Below are 20,698 nucleotides of genomic sequence, written 5' to 3' on the forward strand. Positions count from 1 at the left end.
CCGTCTTCTCTTTTGAGCATGATCTCTTCGGAAAACCGGTTGCCACTTTTCCGGATCATGCTCAGACCTTCTTGCGGACATGAAGGCCGAACAGGCCCTCGGGCTTGAGCAGCAGCACCGCGAGCAGCACGATGTAGGGCGCGACGTCCTTCCAACCCTGCGGCAAATAGAAGCCGGCCATGCTCTCGATCACGCCGATCAGGACGCCGCCGACCACGGCGCCCGGGATCGAGCCGAAGCCGCCGAGCACCGCGGCCGGAAACGCCTTCAACCCCAGCACCAGGCCGACATTGGAGTGAATGAAGGTGATCGGCGCCAACAGCACGCCGGCGCAGGTCGCCACCGCGGCCGAGATCGCCCAGACGATCGAGACCACCCGCTTGACCGGAATGCCCATGTAATAGGCAGCCAGCATGTTCTCGGAGCTGGCGCGCATCGCGGTGCCGAGCGTGGTGCGGTTGAAGAACAGATAGAGCAGCGCGCACAGGATGATGGTCGCCGCGATCACCGACAGCTTGTCGTAGGCGAGCACCAGGCTGCCGATCCGCAGGACGCCCTGGCTGAACGGCGTCTCGATCTTGAAGTCGTCGGTGCCCCAGATCATGCCGGAGATCGAGCGCAGGAAATAGCCGAGCCCGATCGTCGCCATGATGATGGAGAACTGCGGATAGCCGAGGATCGGCCGCACCACGAGCCGCTCGGCCAGCATGCCGAACAGCGCCATGCAGATCACCGCGCCGGCGAACCCGACCCAGTAATTCAGCCCGAGCATGCCGATGAAGGTGAAGGCGAAAAAGCCGCCCAGCATCATCAAATCGCCTTGCGCGAAATTGACGACCTCGGTTGCCTTGTAGACCAGCACGAAGCCGAGCGCGATCAGGCCGTAAACGCAGCCGAGCGCGATGCCGCTGACGAGCTGCTGAACAAAGTCCAGCATCGTTCCCTCCCCGATGCCCGGCGATTCTTATCCGATCGCTCGTTGCATCCCGCCTTCACGCCCTTGTGTCTGGAGCGCTGAAAGCCGCCTATGTCCGCCCCGATTGAGCCAAAAGGCCCGATCCCTGTCAACAAACCGCTGATGTCGCTGTATCATCACATTTGCGGAGATTTGCCGCAGCACGGACTAATACGGATATCACCTTTGATTTGCCCCGTGCGATTCACTGCACCGAAACGGTTTTTGTCCAAGCTTTGCGCAACCGACGAGCGAACTTCCGGATCGCCACCACGCCATGACACCTGAACTGTCCGCACTCGCCGTGCGAGGGTTAACCAAGCGTTTTGACCGCCCGGCGGTCGACGCGCTCGATCTCACGATCCGTGTCGGCGAATTCTATGCGCTGCTCGGGCCGAACGGCGCCGGCAAGACCACGACGCTGCGCATGGTGGCGGGGCTGTTGCGGCCCGATGCCGGCTCGGTGTCGATCCTCGGCACCGACGCACTCGCCGATCCGGTCTCAGCCAAGCAGGTCATGGCCTGGGTGTCCGACGAGCCGATGATCTACGACAAGCTGACGCCGCTGGAATATCTCGAATTCGTCGCCGGCCTGTGGGGCATCGATCCGCGAACCTCGGAGAGCTCGGCGCGCGATCTCCTGATGTCGCTCGGGCTCGAGCCGCATCTCAACGAGCGCTGCGAAGGCTTCTCCAAGGGCATGCGCCAGAAGGTGGCGCTCGCCGGCGCGCTGGTGCACGATCCCCGCCTGATCATTCTCGACGAACCGCTGACCGGCCTCGACGCGCTGTCGGCGCGTCACGTCAAGGGGCTGCTGCAGGAGCGCGTCCGCGCCGGCTGCACCGTGATCATGACGACCCACATTCTCGAAGTCGCCGAGCGAATGGCCGACCGGATCGGCGTGATCGCGGCCGGCAGGCTGATCGCCGAGGGCACGCTGGCCGAGCTGCGCGAGCAGAACGGCCGCAACGACACCACCCTCGAGGATATGTTCATCGCGCTGGTCGATACCGAAGCGGCGGCCGCGTGAGCTCGGTCGCCCACCTCACCTGGTTCGCGCGCCACGAATTCCGCCTGGCGTGGCGCGAATGGCTGGCGATGATGACCGGCGGCCGGCGCCGGCGCAATCGCGCCGTGATCGGCCTCCTGATCTTCGCGGCGATCCTGCATCTGCCGGCTTATGCCGTGGTCAGCCGCTATGCCGACCTGCGGTTTCCGCTCGACCCGTCGTCGCTGATCGTGCTGACCGCGACGATCTTCCTGGCTTGGGCGCTGATGCTCTCGCAGGCGATCGAGTCGGTGACGCGCGTGTTCTACGCCCGCGCCGATCTCGATTTGATCATGTCGTCGCCGGCAAAACTCACCAACATCTTCTCGATCCGGATCGCCGCGATCGCGCTGACGGTGAGCAGCATGGCGCTCTTGCTGTCGACGCCGTTCATCGACGTGCTGGTCTATCTCGGCGGCCCGCGCTGGCTCGCCGGCTTCGGCGTCGTCCTTGCGATCGGGCTGTCGGCGGCAGCCACCGCGATCGCCGTCACCGCGTTCCTGTTCCGCCTGATCGGGCCGAGCCGGACGCGGCTGGTGGCGCAGGTTGTCTCCGCCGTGATCGGTGCGGGCTTCGTCATCGCGCTGCAGGTCGTGGCCGTGCTGTCCTACGGCACGCTGTCGCGCTTTGCCTTTCTGACCTCGGAAACCGCGGCGCGAATTGCCCCCGCCCCCGACAGCCTGCTGTGGTGGCCGGCACGGGCATCGCTCGGCGACCTCGAAATCATGATGCTGCTGCTCGCCGCAGCGCTGGTGATGCTCGGCGGCGTGATGGCGATATTCGCACCGCGGTTTGCCGATACGGTCGCCAGCGTCGCCGCCAATCCGGCTGCGGTGACGCGGGGACGCGCCCGCGCGTTCCGGGCGGGCTCGCGGCAGCAGGCGCTGCGGCGCAAGGAATTCTTGCTGCTGCGCCGCGATCCGTGGCTGCTGTCGCAGAGCCTGATGCAGATGCTCTACCTGCTGCCGCCGGCGCTGATGCTGTGGCGAAGCTTCTCCGGTACATCGACTGCGATCGTGCTGATTACGCCGGTCATCGTGATGGCCGCAGGCCAGCTCGCCGGCGGGCTCGCCTGGCTGACCATCTCCGGCGAGGACGCGCCCGATCTGGTGGCGACCGCGCCGCTGCCGCCGTCACGCGTGACCCGCGCCAAGGTCGAGGTGGTCCTGTTCGCCATCGCCGTGGTCTTCGCCCCGCTGGTGGCCGCGCTGGCGTTTGCCTCGCCGGGGCAGGCCGCGGTCACGGCGATCGCAATCCTCATCGCGACCGCATCCGCCGCCGCCGTCCAGCTCTGGTTCCGCGCGCAGGCCAAGCGCAGCCAATTCCGCCGGCGTCAGACCTCCTCCCGCATCGCCACTTTCGCGGAAGCCTTCTCCTCGATCGGCTGGGCCGCAACCGCGGCGCTGGCCCTGACAATCCCGACGGCCGCGCTGGTCAGCGGCATTCTGACGCTGCTGACGCTTGCCATCGCCTGGAAGATCAGCCCGCGGCGCTAGCCTTCATCACCTCCAGCACTGCGGCGGCAAACGCCTCGGGCGCTTCCTGCGGCAGATTGTGGCCGGCATGCGGAATCAGGCGATGGGCCAGGCGGCGGGTGTACTTTGCCGCGGTGCGACTGCCGTCGGTCGCGAACGTCACGCCGTCGTCGGCGCCGTCGAGCGAGATGGCGGGGACCCTGATGACAGGCAATGTGTCGAGCCGCCGCTGCAAATCCGCATATTGCGGATCCCCATCGACCACGCCGTAGCGGTGCCGATAACTGTGGATCACGACGTCGACATAATCAGGATTGTCGAACGCAACCGCAGTCCGCTCGAAGCAGGCGTCGTCGAACGCCCAGCTCGGCGACCATTGCGACCACAGGATTTTGGCGATGCCGCGCCGGTTGGCGGCGAGCCCCGCCCGCCCCCGCTCGAGCTGGAAGTAGTACTGATACCAAAGCGGCGCCTCGCGATCAGGCGGCGCCGGCACCATCGCATGCGCGATGTCCTGGATCATGTAGCCGTTGGTGCAGACGAGTCCGATGCATCGCTGCGGCCACAGCGCCGCACCGATCGATGCGGCGCGGCCGCCCCAGTCATAGCCGGCGAACACCGCGCGCTCGATGCCGAGCGCGTCCATCAGCGCCATCATGTCGGCGCCGACCGCCGCCTGCTCGCCCGAACGTGGCGTCGCCTTGCCGCGGAACGCCGTCGGTCCGTAGCCGCGCAGATAGGGCACGATGACCCGACAGCCCTGCGCCGCCAGCGCAGGCGCGACGTCCACATAGGAGTGGATGTCGTAGGGGAAGCCGTGCATCAGCATCGCGGCCGGCCCGGCGGCCGGACCAGCCTCGTAATAGGCGATGTTGAGCACGCCTGCGTCGACATGGCGCAATGGTTCGAGCCGCCTGGTCGAAGGCGCGCGCGGCGCGGAGGCAGTGTCAGTCACGCATAACTCCCTGATCCTGGTTGTCTGCGCGGCATCCTAGCGCGTCTCGACGCAACAATCCGCTGGATCGCGTTGCAATCAGCGCCATGGAGCGATGCGCCGACCTCATCATGACGGCGCGCCGATTGCGCGATAATCTCACCTCGGCGGATATCGCCGAAGGCGGAAGAAGGCGGAACACGTCATGCTGAGATTGCTCGCCGCGCTCGTCTTGCTGGGAACGTTCACCAGTCACGCCTTCGCGCAGGACGCCCAGCGCAGCGAATGCCTGACGATGGCCAATGCGCCGCCGCGCGCTGTCCCGGTGAACTACCGGCGCGTCGCAGCCAAAGCCGACGAGGTCGCGATCACCTATGCCGGCCATTCGACCTACTATATCGACACGCCCGGCGGCATCCGGATCGCGACCGACTATAACGGCGTCTATCGGACCGGGCGGCTGCCCGACGTCGCGACCATGAACCGAGCCCACGCGACCCATTACACGCTGTTTCCCGACCCCAAGATTCCCCACGTGCTGCATGGCTGGGGCGAGAACGGCCAGGCCGCGCATTACGCTGAGCGCATCGGCGACGTCTATATCCGCAACGTCACCACCGATATCCGCCGCTACTGGGGCGAAGACGCCGGCGGCGAGATGATCAAGGACGGCAATTCGATCTTCATCTTCGAGGTCGCCGGCCTCTGCATCGGCCATCTCGGCCACCTCCACGTCAAGCTCGACGACAGCCATTTCGCCGCGATCGGCCGGCTCGACATCGTGATGGTGCCGATCGACGGCACCTATACGATGTCGCTCGACGGCATTTCCGAAATCACCAGGCGATTGCGCGCCGCCGTCGTGCTGCCGATGCACCGCTTCGCCACCCCGCTCGACGAGTTCATGCGCCTGATCGGCCAGCAATTCGAGATCGACCGCCGCGGCGGCGAGCGCACTTTGCGGATTTCGCGCGACACGCTGCCGGCGACGCCGACGGTGATCATCCTGGATGGGGTGTGAGGTCTCGGTTCAAGAAGAAGCAAAACCAAACGGGAGTGAAAATCGATGGTTGCCAGCACTCTGCCCGCCTCCGCCAGCGGGCTCTATGCCAACCCGCGCGAAGACTGGCTCGCCCAATACACTGAAGAGATCATCGATCCGGCCCGGCCGATCGTCGATCCGCATCACCATCTCTGGGATCGCGGCGGGCTTCGCTATCTGATCGAGGAGATGTCCGACGACATCGCGTCCGGCCACAACATCGTGGCCACCGTCTATGTCGACTGCCGGTCGATGTACCGCGCCGACGGCCCGGAGGCGTTCCGTCCGGTTGGCGAGGTCGAGTTTGCCAACGGCGTCGCCGCGATGGCGGCGAGTGGCGGCTACGGCAAGGCGGCGATCTGCGCCGGCATCGTCAGCCACGTTAACCTTCTGATCGGCGATCAGGCCAAGGCGGTGCTGGAGGCGGAGATTGCCGCCGGCAACGGCCGGTTCCGCGGCATCCGCCACTCCTCGGCATGGGACGAGGACCCCAACGTCGCCCACATGTACGCGAACCGGCCGAAGGGCATTCTGCTGGACTCCACCTTTCGTAGGGGGTTCGCCTGCCTGGCGCCGCTCGGCCTTAGCTTCGATGCGTGGTTGTTCCACCCGCAGATCGGCGAGCTGACCGACCTCGCTCGCGCCTTTCCCGATACCAGGATCGTGCTCGACCATTGCGGCGGCCCGGTCGGCACCGGCCGCTTCGCCGGCAAGCGCGCGGAAACCTTTCCGGTCTGGAAGGCGTCGATCCTGGAGATCGCCAAATGTCCGAATGTGGTGGTCAAGCTCGGCGGGCTGGCGATGTGCCTGCTCGGCTACGACTTCCACCTCCGCCCCAGGCCGCCCTCGTCGGAGGAACTCGCCGCCGCCTGGCGGCCTTATGTCGAGACCTGCATCGAGGCGTTCGGTCCGGACCGTTGCATGTTCGAGAGCAACTTCCCACCTGATAAGGGGCAATGCAGTTATCAGGTCATCTTCAACACCTTTAAACGCCTTGCATCACAATATAGCGAAGCCGAAAAGACGGCGTTGTTCCTGAAGACGGCAAAGGATGTCTATCGGCTCGATATCGGGTAAGCTTCCGACTCATGGATGACGGCATCACCATCCGGCCGCTTCGAGAGGCTGATGCGGAAGCGGTGGTCGAACTTTACGCAAAGGCAGCTGCGGTGGAACCGCGGCTAGGCCCTGTCACGCTGCCGCAATGGTCCCAGTTCCTGAAGCTGCCGCAGAACCGCGGCGGGCGGGACTTTCGTGTTGCCGAGCGCGATGGCATGCTCTGCGGCCTCGCCGAGTCGTCGTTGCGCGACCAGGGCGCGCACCATTCCCGGTTCCTCAAGATCGTCGTGGCGCCCGAGATGCGGCGCCACCGGATTGGCCTCGCGCTGTTCGACGAGGTGCTTGCGATCGACGCCGATCCCGGTCTCACCGTGCAGACGCTGGTGAGCAGCGACTGGCCTGCGGGTATGGCCTTCGTCGCGGCTTTCGGCTTTGTTCATGTCGAGTCCGAGATCGGGATGAAGTGCGTCGAGCCGTTGCAGCCAGCGCGCACGCTCGCGGCCGCGCGCGCCACCATCGAGCAGGTCAGCGACGTCACCGCCTGCGCGGGCGAGGTCGCGCGCATCCACAATGCCGCCTATGCCTCGGACGCCGCCTTCCGCCTGTACTCGCCGGAGGAGATGGCGCAGGTCTTGACCGAGAGCGAAGTCTGGATTGCGTCGGAGGATGGACAGATGTCGGGCTTCTGCCTGACCGAGTCCGAGCGGAACTCGATGTGGATCGAGTCGGTCGCCGTCGATCCGGTGCGGCAGGGACGCGGACTCGGCCAGCTGCTGGTCTATCGCGTGTTGGCTGCGCACGACGTCTCGATCGAGCACCCCTGCTGGCTCAACGTCTCGAGCCGCAACGCGCCCGCGCTGAAGATCTATCGCCGGCTCGGCTTCCGGCCCCAGCACGAGACCTGCCGCTTCAGCGCCACGCGAGGCGAATTGATCGCCGCGCGCGAGCGGCGGTTTCAGTAGAGCCCTGCAGCACAAGTCCGACAGCAGCAAATTTAGGCCCGTCGCCCTGAGGAGCGCGTAGCGCGTCTCGAAGGGTCGACGGCCACCGGCGGGGCCGTGCATCCCTCGAGGCTCGCTCCGCTCGCACCTCCGGCGACAAAGGCGAAGCCTTTGCGCGGGGATGACGGGACTGACTGGGCAGTCGCCCCTTACGCCCACTCGCCCTTGCGGAACACCGGCACGCTGCGGCCGTCGGCGTGGATGCCGTCGATGTCGGTGTGGGCGGAGCCGATCATCCAGTCGATATGGATCAGGCTCTTGTTGCCGCCCTGCTCGGCGATCTGCTGCGGCGTCAGCTTGTCGCCATTAACGAAGCATTTCGAGTAGCACTGGCCGAGCGCGATGTGCGAGGCGGCGTTCTCGTCGAACAGCGTGTTGAAGAACAACAGCCCGGTCTTCGAAATCGGCGAGGAATGCGGCACCAGCGCGACCTCGCCGAGGCGGCGCGCGCCCTCGTCGGTGTCGAGCACCTTCTTCAGCACTTCCTCGCCGCGCGAGGCCTTGGCCTCGACGATGCGGCCTTCCTCGAACTTGACCGAGATATTGTCGATCAGCGTGCCCTGATAGGACAGCGGCTTGGAACTGACGACGTGGCCTGAGACGCGGCGGCAGTGCGGGGTGGTGAAGACTTCCTCGGTCGGGATGTTGGCATTGCAGACGATACCGTTCTTGGCGGTCGACGCTCCGCCTTCCCATTCATGACCGTCGGCGAGGCCAATCGTGAGGTCCATGCCGGGTCCGGAATATTTCAGCGCGTGGAAGCGCTGGCCGTTCAGCCATTCGGTGCGCTCGCGGAGCTTCGCATTGTGCTGTGCCCAGGCGGCGACGGCGCCATCCTGATCGACCCGGGAGGCGGCGAAGATCGCATCCGCAAGCTTGGCTACCGCGACGTCCTCGGCATCGTCGGGGAACACCTGCTTGGCCCAGGACGTGCTCGGATAGGCGATGATGTTCCAGTTGGTGTCGAAATTGACGATCTTCTCCAGCGCCGGCTGGTAGGCGATCGAATTGGCCTTGCTGGCGCGCGCCACCTTGACCGGGTCTTCGCCCGACAGCAGCATCGGATTGTCGCCGACGATCGCAAGCCGCGCGGTGTTGGCGCCGAACGCCTTCGCCATGCCCTCATAGAGCCAGCTTGCAGCGCGATCGAAACTCGCATCGTTGCCGTAACGGTAGCGCGCCAGCGTGAGCTCTTCGTCCGAGAAGAACGGGGTCACGAGACCGGCACCGGCCTTGTAGGCATGCTCCACCACCCGCCGCACCAGCGGCATCGCCGCGGCAGGCGCGGTCAGCAGCAGATCTTGCCCCGGCTGCAGCTGCAGGCCGACCTTGATCGCGACTTCGGCGAGCCGATCGAGCTTGACGGGATCGATCGAGGCGGAAAGGTTGCGTTGATGTGCGGTCATGAAGCGCCGTGTCGTTTGAGGAACTCTCGGGATTCGTAGTCCAATTCGATCCGCATTCGCAAGGTTCCTGGCCGCCGCGCCCGATCACGCGACGGCGAGCAATTGCCTCGAATCTTACCGCTTCACCGTGGCCAGCACCCGGTCGACCATCTCGGGCGCGAGGCCGAGATAGTTTTTCGGCGCGGTGAGGCGGTCGATCGTCGCGCGATCGACCCGGCTGGCAACGCGATCATCCGCGGCCAGCGCCTCGGCCAGCGTCAGGCCCTTGTCGTTGGCGACGCGGCAGGCGTCGTAGACCACGTCATGCGCCTCCTGCCGGCCGATCGAAGGCGCGAGGCCCATCATCACGGCTTCGGCCACGATCAGCCCGCGGCTGATGTCGAGATTGTCGGCCATCCGCTGCTCATCGACAATCAGGCCGCCAAGCGCGAACCTCGCCTGGTGCAGCGCGCCCGCGGTCAGCACGAAGCTTTCCGGGATCGCCATCCATTCGGCGTGCCACGGACCGGTGGCGCGCTCGAAATCCTGCACCATCGCGTCCAGCATCAGGCCGGCATGCTGGCGCACCGCCTTGGCGGCGGCGAGCATCAGCTCCGACGAGATCGGGTTGCGCTTCTGCGGCATGGTCGAGGACGCGCCGCGCCCCTTCACGAACGGCTCGTAGACCTCGGCGAACTCGGTCGATGCCATGATCATGATGTCGAGCGCGATCTTGCCGAGCGTTCCCGTGACCAGCGCGAGGAAATTCACCGCTTCCGCCAGGCCGTCGCGCGCGACATGCCAGGTGGAGACGGGAACGCCGAGCCCGAGCTCCTCGCACAGCGCCTGCTGGACCTCGAAGCCCTTGTCACCGAGCGAGGCCAGCGTGCCGGCGGCGCCGGCAAACTGGCCGACCAGCACGCGCGGCTTCAGCTCCACGAGCCGCGCGGCGTGGCGATCGAAGGCGGCGAGCCAGATCGCGGTCTTGTAGCCGAACGTCACCGGCAGCGCCTGCTGCAGATGGGTGCGGCCGGCCATCGGCGTGTCGCGGTATGTTTTCGAGAGGTCGGCGAGGATGCCGCGCAGCGCGGCGATGTCGTCCTCGATGATCTTCAATCCGTCGCGCAGTTGCAGTACCACGGCAGTGTCCATGATGTCCTGCGTGGTCGCGCCCCAATGCACATAGCGGCCGGCCTCGCCGCACTGCTTCGCCATCTGATGCACCAGCGGCAGGATCGGGTAGCCGACCACGTCGGTCTCCTGCCGCAGCAGATCGAAATCGAGCGCGGCGACATCGGTCCGTTTTGCGATCTCCGCGGCCGCTTCCGCCGGGATCACGCCGCAGCGCGCCTCGGCCTTCGCCAGCGCGACTTCGACCTCGGCGTAGCGCTCGATCAGCCGCAGGTCGGAAAACACCTCGCGCATCTCGCGCGTGCCGAAGGCATCGCGAAACAACACGGAATCGAGCACGGTGGTCGAGGTCGGGAAGGCGGACATGGGCAGATCCTGTTGCCGGTCGCGGTCGGCAACGTCCCTATCACGGCAGGGGCTTGTGCCCTACCCCTCCGGCGGCGCATCGCCGAACACCTCGGCTGCGATCTTGCTGGTCTCGATCGCGGCCGGAATGCCGCAATACATCGCGACCAGCAGCAGCACGTCCTGCACCTGCGCGGCGGTGCAGCCATTGGCCAGCGCACCCTTGGCATGGACGCGGAACTCGGCCGGCTTGCTGCTCGCCGCGGTGATGCCGAGCATCACGAGGCTGCGGATCTGGTCGGACAGCCCGCTGCGCTCCCAGACGTCGCCATAGACATAGGCATTGATGATGTCTTGCAGCGGCGTGCCGAAATCGCCGGCAGCGGCCATCCGCTTGGCGACATCGCCCTCGCCGAACATCTTTTGCCGCCGGCGCAGTCCGCGCGCATGGAGATCGCTGATGTCCACCATCGTCGTCGGGCTCCCTGAATGGGCTATTTATACGGATAAATATGACGCACCTCAACATTCCAGCAGGCCTGACGCTTGCCTTTCTGATCCATTTGTCCGTATAAATTTGCAAAAGCAGACACGGGAGGGGACCGGGATGAAGTTACGGCTGGGGCTGCTCGTCGTGCTGCTTGCGACGCTTCCGGTCCTGCCGGCTTTCGCGGCCGACGATTTCCCGCAACGGCCGCTCAAGATCATCGTGCCGTTCCCGGCCGGCGCCGGTCCCGACAATGTCGCGCGGCTGGTCGGCCAGCATCTGCAGGACGCGTTCGGCCAGACCGTGCTGATCGAGAACCGCGCCGGCGCGCTCGGCAGCATCGGCGCCCAGGAGGTCGCCCGCAGCGCGCCCGACGGCTACACGCTGTTGATGGGCACCAACACCACCCATGCCAGCAACGTCGCGACGCTGAAGAGCCTGCCCTACGACCCGGTGAAGGACTTTGCGCCCGTGATCCGCACCACCACGACGGCGATGGTGCTGCTGGTCAATCCGAAGCTCGCGGCCAGGGACCTGCCGCAGTTCCTCGCCTACGCCAAGGCCAATCCCAACCTGACCGCGGGCTACGGCTCCGGCGCCTCGCAGATCTCGATCGCGCAGCTGCAATCGCGCGGCGGCCTGTCGCTGATCGCGGCGTCCTATCGCGGCGTCCCGCAGGCAATGACCGACGTGATGGCGGGGGTGATCGATCTCACCTTCGGCGATTTCTCGGTCGCGATCCCGCAGATGCAGGGCGGTACCTTGCGCGGCATCGCCGTGACGTCGGCGGCCCGCAACGAGCTGACGCCCGGCCTGCCCGCACTCGCCGAAGCGATGCCGGGCTTCGAGGCCACGATCTGGTACGGCCTGTTCGCGCCCGCCGGCACACCGGAACCGGTGGTCAGCAAGCTCTACGCCGAGTGTGCGAAATACCTCGCGATGCCGGAGACGAGGAAGAAGCTCGCCGATGTCGGCGTGATGGTGGCGCCGCTGGCGCCGGCCGAGTTCGGCGCCTTCGTCGGGAGCGAGGTCGTGCGCTGGTCGGCGGAGGTCAAGGCGGCCGGCATCCAGCCGCAATAAAGCGAGGCGGCGTCGCATCATGGCTCGCGAGACACCTGTTGGCATGATTGGCCTGGGGCTGATGGGATCGGCGCTCTCCGCGCGGCTGATCGACGCCGGCATCGGGGTGATCGGCTTCGACATCGACGCCGCGAAGACGGATGGCCTGAGGGCCAGCGGCGCCGAGTTCGCGGCTTTCGCCGCCGACGTCGCGGCACGCTGCCGGACCATCGTCATCGCGGTGTATGACGCGGCCCAGGTCAGGACGTTGCTGCCGGACCTCGCCAACGCGACGCCGCCGCCGCGCGTCATCTGCGCCACCACCTGCGCGCCGGGCGAGATCGTGGCAATCGCCGAATTCGCCTCCCGCTCGCGCCTCGCGTTCATCGAAGCGCCGATCTCGGGGACCAGCGCCGAGGTCCGTGCGGGCACGGCCACCGCGCTGGTCGCCGGCGATGCCGACGCCATCGACGCCACCGCGGCGACGCTCGACATTCTCTGCCCGCAGCGGATCAATGTCGGCGCGATCGGCAATGCCAGCCGCACCAAGCTCGCCATCAACCTGATCCTGCAGAACAACCGCGCCGCGCTGGCCGAGGGCATCGCCTTTGCCGAAAGCCTCGGCCTCGACGGCGCGGCGTTCCTTGCGACCGCGCGGCGATCGGCGGCATATTCCAAGGTGATGGACAGCAAGGGGCCGAAGATGCTGGCGCGGGATTTCTCGCCGCAATCGCATATCGCGCAGACCCTGAAGGATGCCGAACTGATCCTGCAGGAGGCCGGCCCGCACGGCCTGCCCTTGCCGCTGACCTCGGTGCAGGCCGGGTTGCTGCGCGCGGCGATCGCGCTGCAAGGGCCGGACAACGACAGCGCCGCGGTCATCGAGGCGATCCGGGCCGGCCGCGGCCACAGTGAGGGACAGTCATGATCAACTGTGCGATCGCGGGCCTCGGCCGGTGGGGCCGCGCACTGGTCGAGGCTGCGCAGAGCGAGCCGCGGCTCAGGATCGTCCGCGCGGTGGAACCCGACGCCAACAGCGCTGCCAGCTTTTGCGAGGCGCACGGCCTCTCGGTCACTGCGAGCCTGGACGATGTCCTCGCCGACCCTCGCATCGATGCCGTGCTGCTGGCGACGCCGCATTCGCTGCACAAGGGCCAGGTGATCGCGGCAGCCGGCGCCGGCAAGCAGGTGTTTTGCGAGAAGCCGCTGGCGCTTCGGCGCGCCGATGCCGCAGAGATGTTCGCGGCCTGCCGCAGCGCCGGCGTGGTGCTTGCGGTCGGGCATAACCGCCGGTTCTGGCCGTCGATGCAGGCGCTGCGCACGATCACAGCCAGCGGCGAGCTCGGCACCATCCTGCATGTCGAGGGCCACAACAGCAACGAGAACTCGCAGAGCATCACGCAGGGCTGGCGGCTGTCACCCGAGGAATCACCGGGCGGCGGCCTGACCGGCGCGGGGCTGCATGTGCTCGACGGCTTCGTCAGCCTCCTTGGTCCTGCCCGACAGGTTTATGCCCGGTTGAGTGCGCGCGAGGCCGGACCGCCGCCGCTCGACACTGCAACCTTGGCGATTGAATTTGTGAATGGCGTGAGCGCAACCCTTGCGACAATTCGCGCAACACCGTTCTATTGGCGCGTGCATGTGTTCGGAACGAAGGGATCCGCCGAGGTGCTCGACGAACAGACGATGGTGCTGCGGAGATCCGGCGAAGCGCCTGCGACCACGCGCTATCCGGCGATCGACACCCTCGCCGCGGAACTTGCGGCCTTTGCGGACGCTGTCGAAGGCAAGCAGCCGTTCCCGGTGCCTGAAGCGGACGTGCTGGCGACGCTCGCTGCGTTCGAGGCCGCGCTGCAGTCGATGTCGTCTGGACATCCGGTTGCCTGCCATATGGCATGCCAGTGATCTGCCATGTCTGAACAACCGGACAGGGCGAGATCGTCCCGCTATCGCGACATCGCCACCGGGCTGCAGAAGGACATCCGGCTCGGCACCTACGCGGTCGGCAACCTGCTGCCGACCGAGACCGAACTGATGGCGAGCTACCAGGCCAGCCGGCAGACCGTGCGCGAGGCGCTGCGCATCCTGATCGACCAGGGCCTGATCGTGCGCCGCGCCGGCCTCGGCTCGGTGGTGATCGCATCCGAGCCGCCGGTGCTGTTCACCCACAGCGTCAAGTCGCTCGGCGAGTGGCTGCGCTATTCCAACGAGACCTATCGCGAGGTCGTCGCCAGCAGCGACATCGTGGCCGACCGCAAGCTGGCCGGGCTTTTGAAATGCGAGCCCGGCAAGAGCTGGTTCCTGATCGAGGCGGTGCGCCGCTCCGACCAGTTCGCCGCGCCGCTCGGCTGGGCCGAGATCTACGTGCTGCGCCGGTTCGCCGATGTCGTGACCCGCAGCGACCACGGCCGCACCCCGGTGCATGAGCAGATCGCGAGGATGTACGGCCAGGTCACCGAGCGCGCGCAGATGGAAATCTTCGTGCGGGGCATGCCGGCGCCGATCGCCAGGGCGCTCGGCGTCAAGACCGGCTCGCCGGCGCTCACCGTGGTACGCCGCTACTACGGCCAGCGCGAGGAACTGTTCGAGGTCACCATCACCACGCACCCCGAAGGGCGCTACACCTACACGATGGATATGCAGCGCTCGCTGCGCCCGAAGCTCTAGCGCACCCGGGCCAGATGGGTGCTGGCAGAGGTATGTGCCGTCTGCGGGGTGCCGCTCACGCCCCAGATCGCGACTGCGATCAGCGCAGCCGCCCAGACATAAGGCACAGCATTCAACTTCTTCATTTCCGGGATCATCCCCAACGTCTCAGGAGGACCGACTGACCTCTCGACCCAGGTCGTGAATCTCACCACCGCGGTCCTCAGCGTCTCACCAGGCAGCCGTCCTTCACAACGCTACTAAGGTTAGACCTTGTCGGTTTCAGGACGCCTTCGTGCGAATCCGGAAATGATTTCGTCGGAACCGGCCTCTCTCATCCGAATTGATGAGACGGCGGGCCGAAGAGGTTCGGCTCCATTCGAGGCAACACTTAAGAGAATTTTCTGCCCAAATTTGAATCAGACGTACAGCAAACTTTCCAAAGATGCGCCCACTGAATTCTTTTTGATTGTCGCCCCGACTCCCGCCGTGCCATCAGGGCCTGTGACACTGTGATGACAAGGGCTTCTCCCGTGACTGCCGAACTGGCCAAACCGCAAGGCGACTCCCGTCGCCGCTCCAAGGAAACCCGGGACGAGGTCGCGCGGTCGCTGGAACGGGAATTGAAGCTGCTGACGGAAGAGCGTCAGGAGCGCGCGCTCCGGTTCGGCCTCGACATTGCGGGCAAGACGCCGAAGGTGGACCAATAAGGTCGCCGCCGCGCTGAGCGCCTCGGGCGCATAGTTTCCATAGCACTGTCGATTCGCGCGGCCGTCTGCCATGGCCGGTGTGCGTGTTGGCGTACGCCGGTCGCGACGCGACCTCCTCCGGCACGACCTCGAGGCCGCTGTGCGGGCACGTGCACGGCGCTTTCTGATTCCACCTGTCAAACAGCTCTCGACGTCATCACCCGCGCATGCGGGTGATCCAGTATTTCAGAGACGCCGGTGCTTGAGCCGAGGGGGCGCGGCGTACTGGATCGCCCGGTCCCGTCTTCGCCAAGGCTTCGACGAGGCCATGCATCCTTGGCACGCCGAAGCTTTAGCGGAGGCGGCAAGCCGGGCGATGACCGTGCGGATGCCACACACACGATCGTCGTCCTGGCGAAGGCCAGGACCCATAGTCACCGCACTTGATCATGAACGGGATCGTGGCCCCAGCGTCGCGCAACAACTCTCATTTGGGGTAATGGGTCCTGGCTTTCGCCAGGACGACACCAAATGTGTTGCACGAGCCGCGAGTCACACATCCGCATTCTCGGCTGCAAGCACGAGCCCTGCAAGCATCGGCAGCGCCAAACGTTGAACTTGCATCGGCGTCTCATTGCGAACGGCGGAGAGCGGCACCATCCGCGATCCCCCGCATGCCTGTCAATCGTCGCCGCGACCGCGCCAATCGGAACGGCGGCAAGCCGTCTAGCGCTGCCGCTGCGCGAGATAGAATCCGGCCAACACGGCGGCCAACCCGGCCGCCTGCAGCGTGGTCGGCGGCTCGCCGATCAGGAGCCATCCCAACAGCAGGGTCAGCACCGGCACGGTCGCAGGAAATACGGCTGCGCGGGCCACGCCGAGGCGCTGGATCGACACCGCGAACAAATACATTGCCGCGGGCCCGGCCAGGATGCCTTGGGCGATGGCCTGCAGCGCGTTTTCATGCAGGCCGATGGCCGCATCGCGAGCGAGCCCACCCGAGACGGCGTACAGTGGAAACAGCGAGAGCGACAACACGCTGATGACGCTGGCCACGGAGAACGCCGAGACACGCCAATAGCGCACCAGCGTGGCGAAGCCCGCGAACATCAATCCGGTCGCAACGAAGATCAGATCGCCCATCACGGCGCTCGGCCCCATATGGCCGATCGACTCGCTGCCGATCACGGCAAGGCCGACGACAATGACGACAGCGCCGGCTGCCCGCGAGAGCGAGACCGATTCCTTCAGCAGGACGACCGCGAGAAACAATCCGCCCAGCGTCGCGCAGGACGGCTGGATCACGCTGCCATGCCCCAGCGGCACGAACATGAAGCCGGCATAGCTGATCAGCGACATCACCGGCCCGCCCAGCAGCATCAGCGCCATGCCGCGGCCCCAGCCGATGCCGCAGAGATCGCGGAGGCCGGCGCGCACAACGAGCGGCAGGAAGGCGATGCCCGACCACAGGAAGCGATGCATCAGCAGGTCGACGGGCGTGAACCCGACCTTGAGGCCGTGCCGGGTCGCCACGAAGCCGAGCGCCCAGCACAGCGCTGCGCCGAGGCCGCAGGCGACCCCGAGCAGGATGGCTTTCGTATCCGGAAGGGCTGCAGCCTTGGCGTTGGCCGGACGTTCGTTCATCGCGAACGACTACGTGAGCTGCCGAGACGGATCAACCCACTGCGATGCAGGGCTGACTGGCGCAAGCCCTTCAAAAGCCGCTTGGATCAAGCTTTGACGTCATTCCGCGCTGCCGCGATGTCCGCTTGCTGCAAAGGGCGAGCTCGAGGGCCGGTTCACCCTAAGGGAAGCTGGCCTTTCACAGACAAGACGTGGGACTTTGGCCCTTCGAAAGATCAGGCGGCGCTGTAGCCGCCGTCGACCACGTGCGATGCGCCGGTCATGAACGACGCCTTGTCCGAACACATCCAGACCACGGCTTCGGCGATTTCCTCGGGCACGCCCAGGCGACGGACCGGGACCTTGGCGATGATCTCGTCGTAACGCTCGTCCATCGTCTCCCTGGTCATCGGTGTCTTGATGTATCCGGGATTGACGCAGTTCACGCGGATGCCGTCCTGGGCATATTCGATCGCGGCGGACTTGGTCAGTCCGACAACACCATGCTTGGTCGCGACATAGTGGCCGGACGTCGCGAGGCCGACCAGGCCTGCGATCGAGGCCGTGTTGACGATGGCGCCGCCACCGCCCTGGTTCAGCATTTGCGCGATCTCGTATTTCAGGCACAGGAACACGCCCATCAGATTCACCGAGAACATCCTGGCCACCGAGGCTTGCGTGAGTTCATGAATGCGCTGGCCGGGCGGGCCGACGGAACGCCCGGCAACGCCGGCATTGTTGAACGCGCAATCGATGCGCCCGAACGCCGACACCGTGCGGGCCACCATGTTCGCGACATCGGCCTCGTCGGTGACGTCGCCCTGGATCGCGATCGACTGGCCGCCGGCGGCATTGATCAAGGCGACCGTCTCGTCGATGCCATCTTTCGAGAGATCCGACACCGCTACGCGCGCGCCTTCACGCGCCATCGCGATCGCCGTCGCCCGGCCGATGCCGGAGCCGCCGCCCGTCACCAATGCAGCCTTGCCGTCCAGAATGCCCGCCATGAGAAACTCCTTCGGGTCAGCGCTTGCTTTCGATTGCGATCTCGACGAGGTACGGCCGCTGCGCCGCGACAGCCTTTGCGACGGCACCGGCAATGTCGCCGGCCTTCTCGACCCTGACCGCCTCGACGCCCATGCCGGCCGCGAGATGCACGAAGTCGAGCGCGGGGCCGGTGATATCCATGTTCTGATAGGGGTGCTGGGTGCCGGCTTCGAAATTCTGCCGCCAGACATCCACATTGTGCTTGAGGATGCGGTACTCGCGGTTCGCCAGCACCACGAACACGATCGCAAGCTTGTGGTGCGCGGCAGTCCACAGCGCCTGGATCGCATACATCGCCGAACCGTCACCGGAGATGGCGACCACCGGACGATCCGGCATCGCGACCTTGACGCCGATTGCCCCGGCGAGGCCCTGGCCGATGCCGCCGCCGCGACCGCCGAAATAATCGCCGAAGCCGCGATAGTCGAAGGCGCGCGCGAGATCGAGGCTCGCCGTGATGCTTTCATCGACGATGACGACATCATCGGGCAGCCCGCGACGCAGCTCCGCCGTGACGCGCGGCATCGCAGTCGGCTGCCGGTCCCAGCTTTTCTCGACGCGCGCGCGATAGGCCTCCTTCTCCTTCGCCTGCAATTCGGCCAGCGCGGCATTGCGGTTCTGCGCGGCCTGCCTGAAGTCCGCGCTCGCCTGTGCACGCACCGCCTCCGTCAAGGCACTGACGCTGACGGCGATGTCGCCGACGATGCCGGCATCGAGCCGGTTGTTGAGCGCGAGGCGTTCGGCAGAGGCCTCGATCTGCAGCACGAACGCGCCGTCAGGGATGTGGCCACCAGGCGCAAACCAGATGTCCTCAAAGAACGGACCGCCGATCAGCAGCACGAGATCGGCATCGCCGAGCGCCTTGCGCACCTGCCGGGCGTCGCCGGGGAGCGACTGACGATAGCTCGGATGACTGGTCGGGAACGGCGCGTGATGGCGGAGCCCCTCGAACCACACGGTGGCGCCGATCGCCTCCGTGAGCGCCACCAGCGCCTGCTCGCCGCCCGATCGTGCCACGTCGTCGCCGGCGATGATGGCCGGCTTTTTCGCCTTCAGAAGCAGCGCGACAAGCGCTTCGATGCCTTCCGGATCGGGGCGCGTCGATCGCCACAAACGATCCGGCGTCGACGCGTCGACAGCCGTCTCCTGTTCCATGACGTCGATCGGCAGCGACACGAACACCGGCCCTTGCGGCGCATCGGTCGCCACCTTGAACGCGCGTCGCATGATCGGCGCGATCTCGTCGGCGCGTTCGATCTGCACGCTCCACTTGGTCACCGGCGCCGCCATCGCAACGAGGTCGTGGCCGAGCAGCGGGTTGTTGAGCCGCATCCGGGTATCCTGCTGGCCGGCCGTCGCAACCACGGGCGAACCTGCCTTCAGCGCGCCGTACAGCGAGCCGATGCCGTTGCCGAGGCCGGGAGCGACGTGCAGGTTGGCGACGGTGACGCGTCCCGACGCCTGCGCGTAGAAGCTGGCGGCGCTGACCGCGACACCTTCATGCAGCGTCATGATGTATTCGAGTTGCGGAAATGCCGGCAGGCTGTCGAGCAGCGGCGTTTCGGTCGTGCCGGGATTGCCGAAGATATGACGCACGCCGTGCGACACGAACGATTCCATCAGCACACGACGCCCGCGCATTCGCTCCCTCTCGATTGTTCTGATCCGTTTTGCGCATCATCGGCCGGGGAGCGCCCCGTGGCAACCGTGCGAGACGGCTGGCATCCGCGCGGCCGGCTGCGTCTTCCGCATGGCTTCAAGGCGCGAACGCGCCAGCGAGGCCGCGGCCCTGCCACTTCCGCGGCCAAAGCAGCCACGAATGAAAAAGGACCACCGTTTGGGTGGCCCTTTGGTTTATTTCTTGAGGTTGGCGGCAAACAGCTTGGCGGCTTCGGCCTTGGATTCCTGATCGGCCTTGGCGTCGTATCTGAGCGGCAAATTGAACTTCTTGCCGAGCTCGGTGGCCTCGGGATTGGTGAACGCGTGTACCGCGCCGGGATACTCGACGATGCGGTAGTCGGCCTTCGCCGCGTCGAAATCCTTCTTCAGCGCATCGTACTGCTCGCGCTTCACGAACGGGTCTTCGGCGCCGTTCAGGATCAAGGTTTTCGCCTTGACGGTGCCCGGCGCCGGTGCGGGAGTGTTGAGACCGAGCGAGGCGTGGAAGCCGGCGACAGCGGCGAGATCGGCGCCGGCGCGCGCCATGTTCAGCACCACCGCGCCGCCGAAGCAGTAACCGACGGCGCCGATCCGCTGCGGATTGACCGAGGCCTGCTTGGCAAGTTGCTCGCGTGCGGCGTTGAAGCGCTGCTCCATCACCTTCGGGTTCTTCATCACCGACCCGGAGAGCGCGCCGGCGTCCTTCGGGTTGTCGGCGGTCTTGGCGTCACCGTACATGTCCGCGATGAAGGCCACGTAGCCCTGCTCCGCGAACTTCCGCGCCTCGTTATGGATATGCGGGGTGATGCCCCACCATTCATGCACCATGACGATGCCGGGCCGCTTGGCCTGGGTCGCGTCGTCATAGACGACGAAACCCTTCATCGTGGTCTCGCCGTCGGTGTAGGTGACCGGCTCCTCCTTCACCGCTGCGTGTGCGCTCGCGACCATCGCGATGGCGCAGAGTGCTCCCACTATGTTCGTTATGATCGTTCGCATGCTGACCTCCTGCGGGTTTGGCACGACGCGACATTGGCATACCAGCGAATCTCGCGCTAGGCGTGGAAAGCGGAGCCGCTTTGCTTCGCAGGCTGCGCATCATCTCTCGAGCGC

20 protein-coding genes are annotated in these 20,698 nt (G+C 66.1%); 10 read left to right on the top strand and 10 right to left on the bottom strand.

What is annotated here, in order from left to right; all coding sequences use genetic code 11:
* Nucleotides 1-61: 61 nt before the first annotated feature.
* The gene (locus XI02_RS43095; RefSeq protein WP_018269126.1) at nucleotides 62-937 is read right to left on the bottom strand and encodes a branched-chain amino acid ABC transporter permease; all 876 of its coding nucleotides are present in this window, start codon (nucleotides 935-937) and stop codon (nucleotides 62-64) included.
* A 295-nt stretch (nucleotides 938-1,232) separates the two neighbouring features.
* On the opposite strand from XI02_RS43095, the gene XI02_RS43100 reads away from it, so the two are divergent.
* Together XI02_RS43100 and XI02_RS43105 are read left to right on the top strand one after the other, a co-directional pair.
* The gene (locus XI02_RS43100; protein WP_016847306.1) at nucleotides 1,233-1,985 is read left to right on the top strand and encodes an ABC transporter ATP-binding protein; all 753 of its coding nucleotides are present in this window, start codon (nucleotides 1,233-1,235) and stop codon (nucleotides 1,983-1,985) included.
* Nucleotides 1,982-3,499 carry a permease gene (locus tag XI02_RS43105; RefSeq protein ID WP_172646464.1) on the top strand — a complete coding sequence of 506 codons (1,518 nt, stop codon included), beginning with the start codon at nucleotides 1,982-1,984 and terminating at the stop codon, nucleotides 3,497-3,499. Before XI02_RS43100 ends, XI02_RS43105 begins: the two co-directional genes overlap by 4 nt.
* Here the strand turns inward: XI02_RS43105 and XI02_RS43110 are convergent.
* On the bottom strand, nucleotides 3,483-4,433 hold the full coding sequence (locus XI02_RS43110) for an alpha/beta fold hydrolase (RefSeq protein WP_244980901.1): 951 nt from the start codon (nucleotides 4,431-4,433) through the stop codon (nucleotides 3,483-3,485). The genes XI02_RS43105 and XI02_RS43110 overlap by 17 nt on opposite strands.
* 184 nt (nucleotides 4,434-4,617) lie before the next feature.
* On the opposite strand from XI02_RS43110, the gene XI02_RS43115 reads away from it, so the two are divergent.
* From XI02_RS43115 to XI02_RS43125, 3 genes are read left to right on the top strand one after another with little or no spacing between them, the layout of a single operon-like run.
* Nucleotides 4,618-5,433, top strand: coding sequence for an MBL fold metallo-hydrolase (locus tag XI02_RS43115; RefSeq protein ID WP_172646463.1), 816 nt, complete (start codon nucleotides 4,618-4,620; stop codon nucleotides 5,431-5,433).
* A gap of 45 nt (nucleotides 5,434-5,478) precedes the next feature.
* Nucleotides 5,479-6,531: an amidohydrolase gene (locus XI02_RS43120; RefSeq protein ID WP_172646462.1), complete on the top strand. Its 1,053-nt coding sequence runs from the start codon at nucleotides 5,479-5,481 to the stop codon at nucleotides 6,529-6,531.
* Nucleotides 6,532-6,542: 11 nt separating this feature from the next.
* Nucleotides 6,543-7,475 (top strand): GNAT family N-acetyltransferase, encoded by a 933-nt coding sequence (locus XI02_RS43125; RefSeq protein WP_172646461.1) that lies wholly within the window; start codon nucleotides 6,543-6,545, stop codon nucleotides 7,473-7,475.
* Between the two features lie 188 nt (nucleotides 7,476-7,663).
* On the opposite strand, the gene XI02_RS43130 is transcribed toward XI02_RS43125, so the two are convergent.
* The 3 genes from XI02_RS43130 to XI02_RS43140 form a co-directional block, all read right to left on the bottom strand.
* A complete protein-coding gene (locus XI02_RS43130; RefSeq protein WP_172646460.1) occupies nucleotides 7,664-8,920 on the bottom strand; it encodes an aminopeptidase in 1,257 nt (418 codons plus the stop codon).
* A 114-nt stretch (nucleotides 8,921-9,034) separates the two neighbouring features.
* The gene (locus XI02_RS43135) at nucleotides 9,035-10,396 is read right to left on the bottom strand and encodes an adenylosuccinate lyase family protein (RefSeq protein WP_069280420.1); all 1,362 of its coding nucleotides are present in this window, start codon (nucleotides 10,394-10,396) and stop codon (nucleotides 9,035-9,037) included.
* 60 nt (nucleotides 10,397-10,456) lie between these two features.
* Entirely contained in the window at nucleotides 10,457-10,846 is a 390-nt protein-coding gene (locus tag XI02_RS43140) for a carboxymuconolactone decarboxylase family protein (RefSeq protein ID WP_081334746.1), read from the bottom strand.
* Between the two features lie 136 nt (nucleotides 10,847-10,982).
* On the opposite strand from XI02_RS43140, the gene XI02_RS43145 reads away from it, so the two are divergent.
* The 4 genes from XI02_RS43145 to XI02_RS43160 are packed head-to-tail and all read left to right on the top strand — an operon-like array spanning nucleotide 10,983 to nucleotide 14,588.
* Nucleotides 10,983-11,942 (top strand): tripartite tricarboxylate transporter substrate binding protein, encoded by a 960-nt coding sequence (locus XI02_RS43145; RefSeq protein ID WP_172646459.1) that lies wholly within the window; start codon nucleotides 10,983-10,985, stop codon nucleotides 11,940-11,942.
* Nucleotides 11,943-11,961: 19 nt separating this feature from the next.
* Entirely contained in the window at nucleotides 11,962-12,849 is an 888-nt protein-coding gene (locus XI02_RS43150) for an NAD(P)-dependent oxidoreductase (RefSeq protein WP_194483338.1), read from the top strand.
* Nucleotides 12,846-13,826 (top strand): Gfo/Idh/MocA family protein, encoded by a 981-nt coding sequence (locus XI02_RS43155; RefSeq protein WP_172646457.1) that lies wholly within the window; start codon nucleotides 12,846-12,848, stop codon nucleotides 13,824-13,826. The genes XI02_RS43150 and XI02_RS43155 overlap by 4 nt, the downstream gene beginning before the upstream one ends.
* A gap of 6 nt (nucleotides 13,827-13,832) precedes the next feature.
* The gene (locus XI02_RS43160; RefSeq protein WP_018269133.1) at nucleotides 13,833-14,588 is read left to right on the top strand and encodes a GntR family transcriptional regulator; all 756 of its coding nucleotides are present in this window, start codon (nucleotides 13,833-13,835) and stop codon (nucleotides 14,586-14,588) included.
* Here the strand turns inward: XI02_RS43160 and XI02_RS43165 are convergent.
* Complete coding sequence (locus XI02_RS43165) at nucleotides 14,585-14,725, bottom strand: hypothetical protein (RefSeq protein WP_157183405.1); 141 nt, start codon at nucleotides 14,723-14,725, stop codon at nucleotides 14,585-14,587. The two genes, XI02_RS43160 and XI02_RS43165, sit on opposite strands and share 4 nt — an antisense overlap.
* A gap of 375 nt (nucleotides 14,726-15,100) precedes the next feature.
* On the opposite strand from XI02_RS43165, the gene XI02_RS43170 reads away from it, so the two are divergent.
* Nucleotides 15,101-15,277 (top strand): hypothetical protein, encoded by a 177-nt coding sequence (locus XI02_RS43170; RefSeq protein WP_172646456.1) that lies wholly within the window; start codon nucleotides 15,101-15,103, stop codon nucleotides 15,275-15,277.
* A 705-nt stretch (nucleotides 15,278-15,982) separates the two neighbouring features.
* Here the strand turns inward: XI02_RS43170 and XI02_RS43175 are convergent.
* From XI02_RS43175 to XI02_RS43190, 4 genes are all read right to left on the bottom strand, one after another.
* Nucleotides 15,983-16,900, bottom strand: a complete 918-nt coding sequence (locus XI02_RS43175; protein WP_016840630.1) for a DMT family transporter — start codon at nucleotides 16,898-16,900, stop codon at nucleotides 15,983-15,985.
* Between the two features lie 215 nt (nucleotides 16,901-17,115).
* Nucleotides 17,116-17,886 carry an SDR family NAD(P)-dependent oxidoreductase gene (locus XI02_RS43180; RefSeq protein WP_172646455.1) on the bottom strand — a complete coding sequence of 257 codons (771 nt, stop codon included), beginning with the start codon at nucleotides 17,884-17,886 and terminating at the stop codon, nucleotides 17,116-17,118.
* A 16-nt stretch (nucleotides 17,887-17,902) separates the two neighbouring features.
* Nucleotides 17,903-19,567 (bottom strand): thiamine pyrophosphate-binding protein, encoded by a 1,665-nt coding sequence (locus tag XI02_RS43185; RefSeq protein WP_172646454.1) that lies wholly within the window; start codon nucleotides 19,565-19,567, stop codon nucleotides 17,903-17,905.
* 213 nt (nucleotides 19,568-19,780) lie between these two features.
* Nucleotides 19,781-20,584: a dienelactone hydrolase family protein gene (locus XI02_RS43190; protein WP_244980900.1), complete on the bottom strand. Its 804-nt coding sequence runs from the start codon at nucleotides 20,582-20,584 to the stop codon at nucleotides 19,781-19,783.
* Between the last annotated feature and the right edge of the window lie 114 nt (nucleotides 20,585-20,698).

The organism is Bradyrhizobium sp. CCBAU 21365 (assembly GCF_015291305.1).
GTDB classification, from domain to species: domain Bacteria; phylum Pseudomonadota; class Alphaproteobacteria; order Rhizobiales; family Xanthobacteraceae; genus Bradyrhizobium; species Bradyrhizobium elkanii.

Bases quoted from the DNA above. Each gene is read 5' to 3' on its own strand.
- XI02_RS43095 (WP_018269126.1), bottom strand. From the start codon at position 937: ATGCTGGACTTTGTTCAGCAGCTCGTCAGCGGCATCGCGCTCGGCTGC.
- XI02_RS43100 (WP_016847306.1), top strand. From the start codon at position 1,233: ATGACACCTGAACTGTCCGCACTCGCCGTGCGAGGGTTAACCAAGCGT.
- XI02_RS43115 (WP_172646463.1), top strand. From the start codon at position 4,618: ATGCTGAGATTGCTCGCCGCGCTCGTCTTGCTGGGAACGTTCACCAGT.
- XI02_RS43120 (WP_172646462.1), top strand. From the start codon at position 5,479: ATGGTTGCCAGCACTCTGCCCGCCTCCGCCAGCGGGCTCTATGCCAAC.
- XI02_RS43125 (WP_172646461.1), top strand. From the start codon at position 6,543: ATGGATGACGGCATCACCATCCGGCCGCTTCGAGAGGCTGATGCGGAA.
- XI02_RS43130 (WP_172646460.1), bottom strand. From the start codon at position 8,920: ATGACCGCACATCAACGCAACCTTTCCGCCTCGATCGATCCCGTCAAG.
- XI02_RS43135 (WP_069280420.1), bottom strand. From the start codon at position 10,396: ATGTCCGCCTTCCCGACCTCGACCACCGTGCTCGATTCCGTGTTGTTT.
- XI02_RS43140 (WP_081334746.1), bottom strand. From the start codon at position 10,846: ATGGTGGACATCAGCGATCTCCATGCGCGCGGACTGCGCCGGCGGCAA.
- XI02_RS43145 (WP_172646459.1), top strand. From the start codon at position 10,983: ATGAAGTTACGGCTGGGGCTGCTCGTCGTGCTGCTTGCGACGCTTCCG.
- XI02_RS43150 (WP_194483338.1), top strand. From the start codon at position 11,962: ATGGCTCGCGAGACACCTGTTGGCATGATTGGCCTGGGGCTGATGGGA.
- XI02_RS43155 (WP_172646457.1), top strand. From the start codon at position 12,846: ATGATCAACTGTGCGATCGCGGGCCTCGGCCGGTGGGGCCGCGCACTG.
- XI02_RS43160 (WP_018269133.1), top strand. From the start codon at position 13,833: ATGTCTGAACAACCGGACAGGGCGAGATCGTCCCGCTATCGCGACATC.
- XI02_RS43165 (WP_157183405.1), bottom strand. From the start codon at position 14,725: ATGATCCCGGAAATGAAGAAGTTGAATGCTGTGCCTTATGTCTGGGCG.
- XI02_RS43175 (WP_016840630.1), bottom strand. From the start codon at position 16,900: ATGAACGAACGTCCGGCCAACGCCAAGGCTGCAGCCCTTCCGGATACG.
- XI02_RS43180 (WP_172646455.1), bottom strand. From the start codon at position 17,886: ATGGCGGGCATTCTGGACGGCAAGGCTGCATTGGTGACGGGCGGCGGC.
- XI02_RS43185 (WP_172646454.1), bottom strand. From the start codon at position 19,567: ATGCGCGGGCGTCGTGTGCTGATGGAATCGTTCGTGTCGCACGGCGTG.
- XI02_RS43190 (WP_244980900.1), bottom strand. From the start codon at position 20,584: ATGCGAACGATCATAACGAACATAGTGGGAGCACTCTGCGCCATCGCG.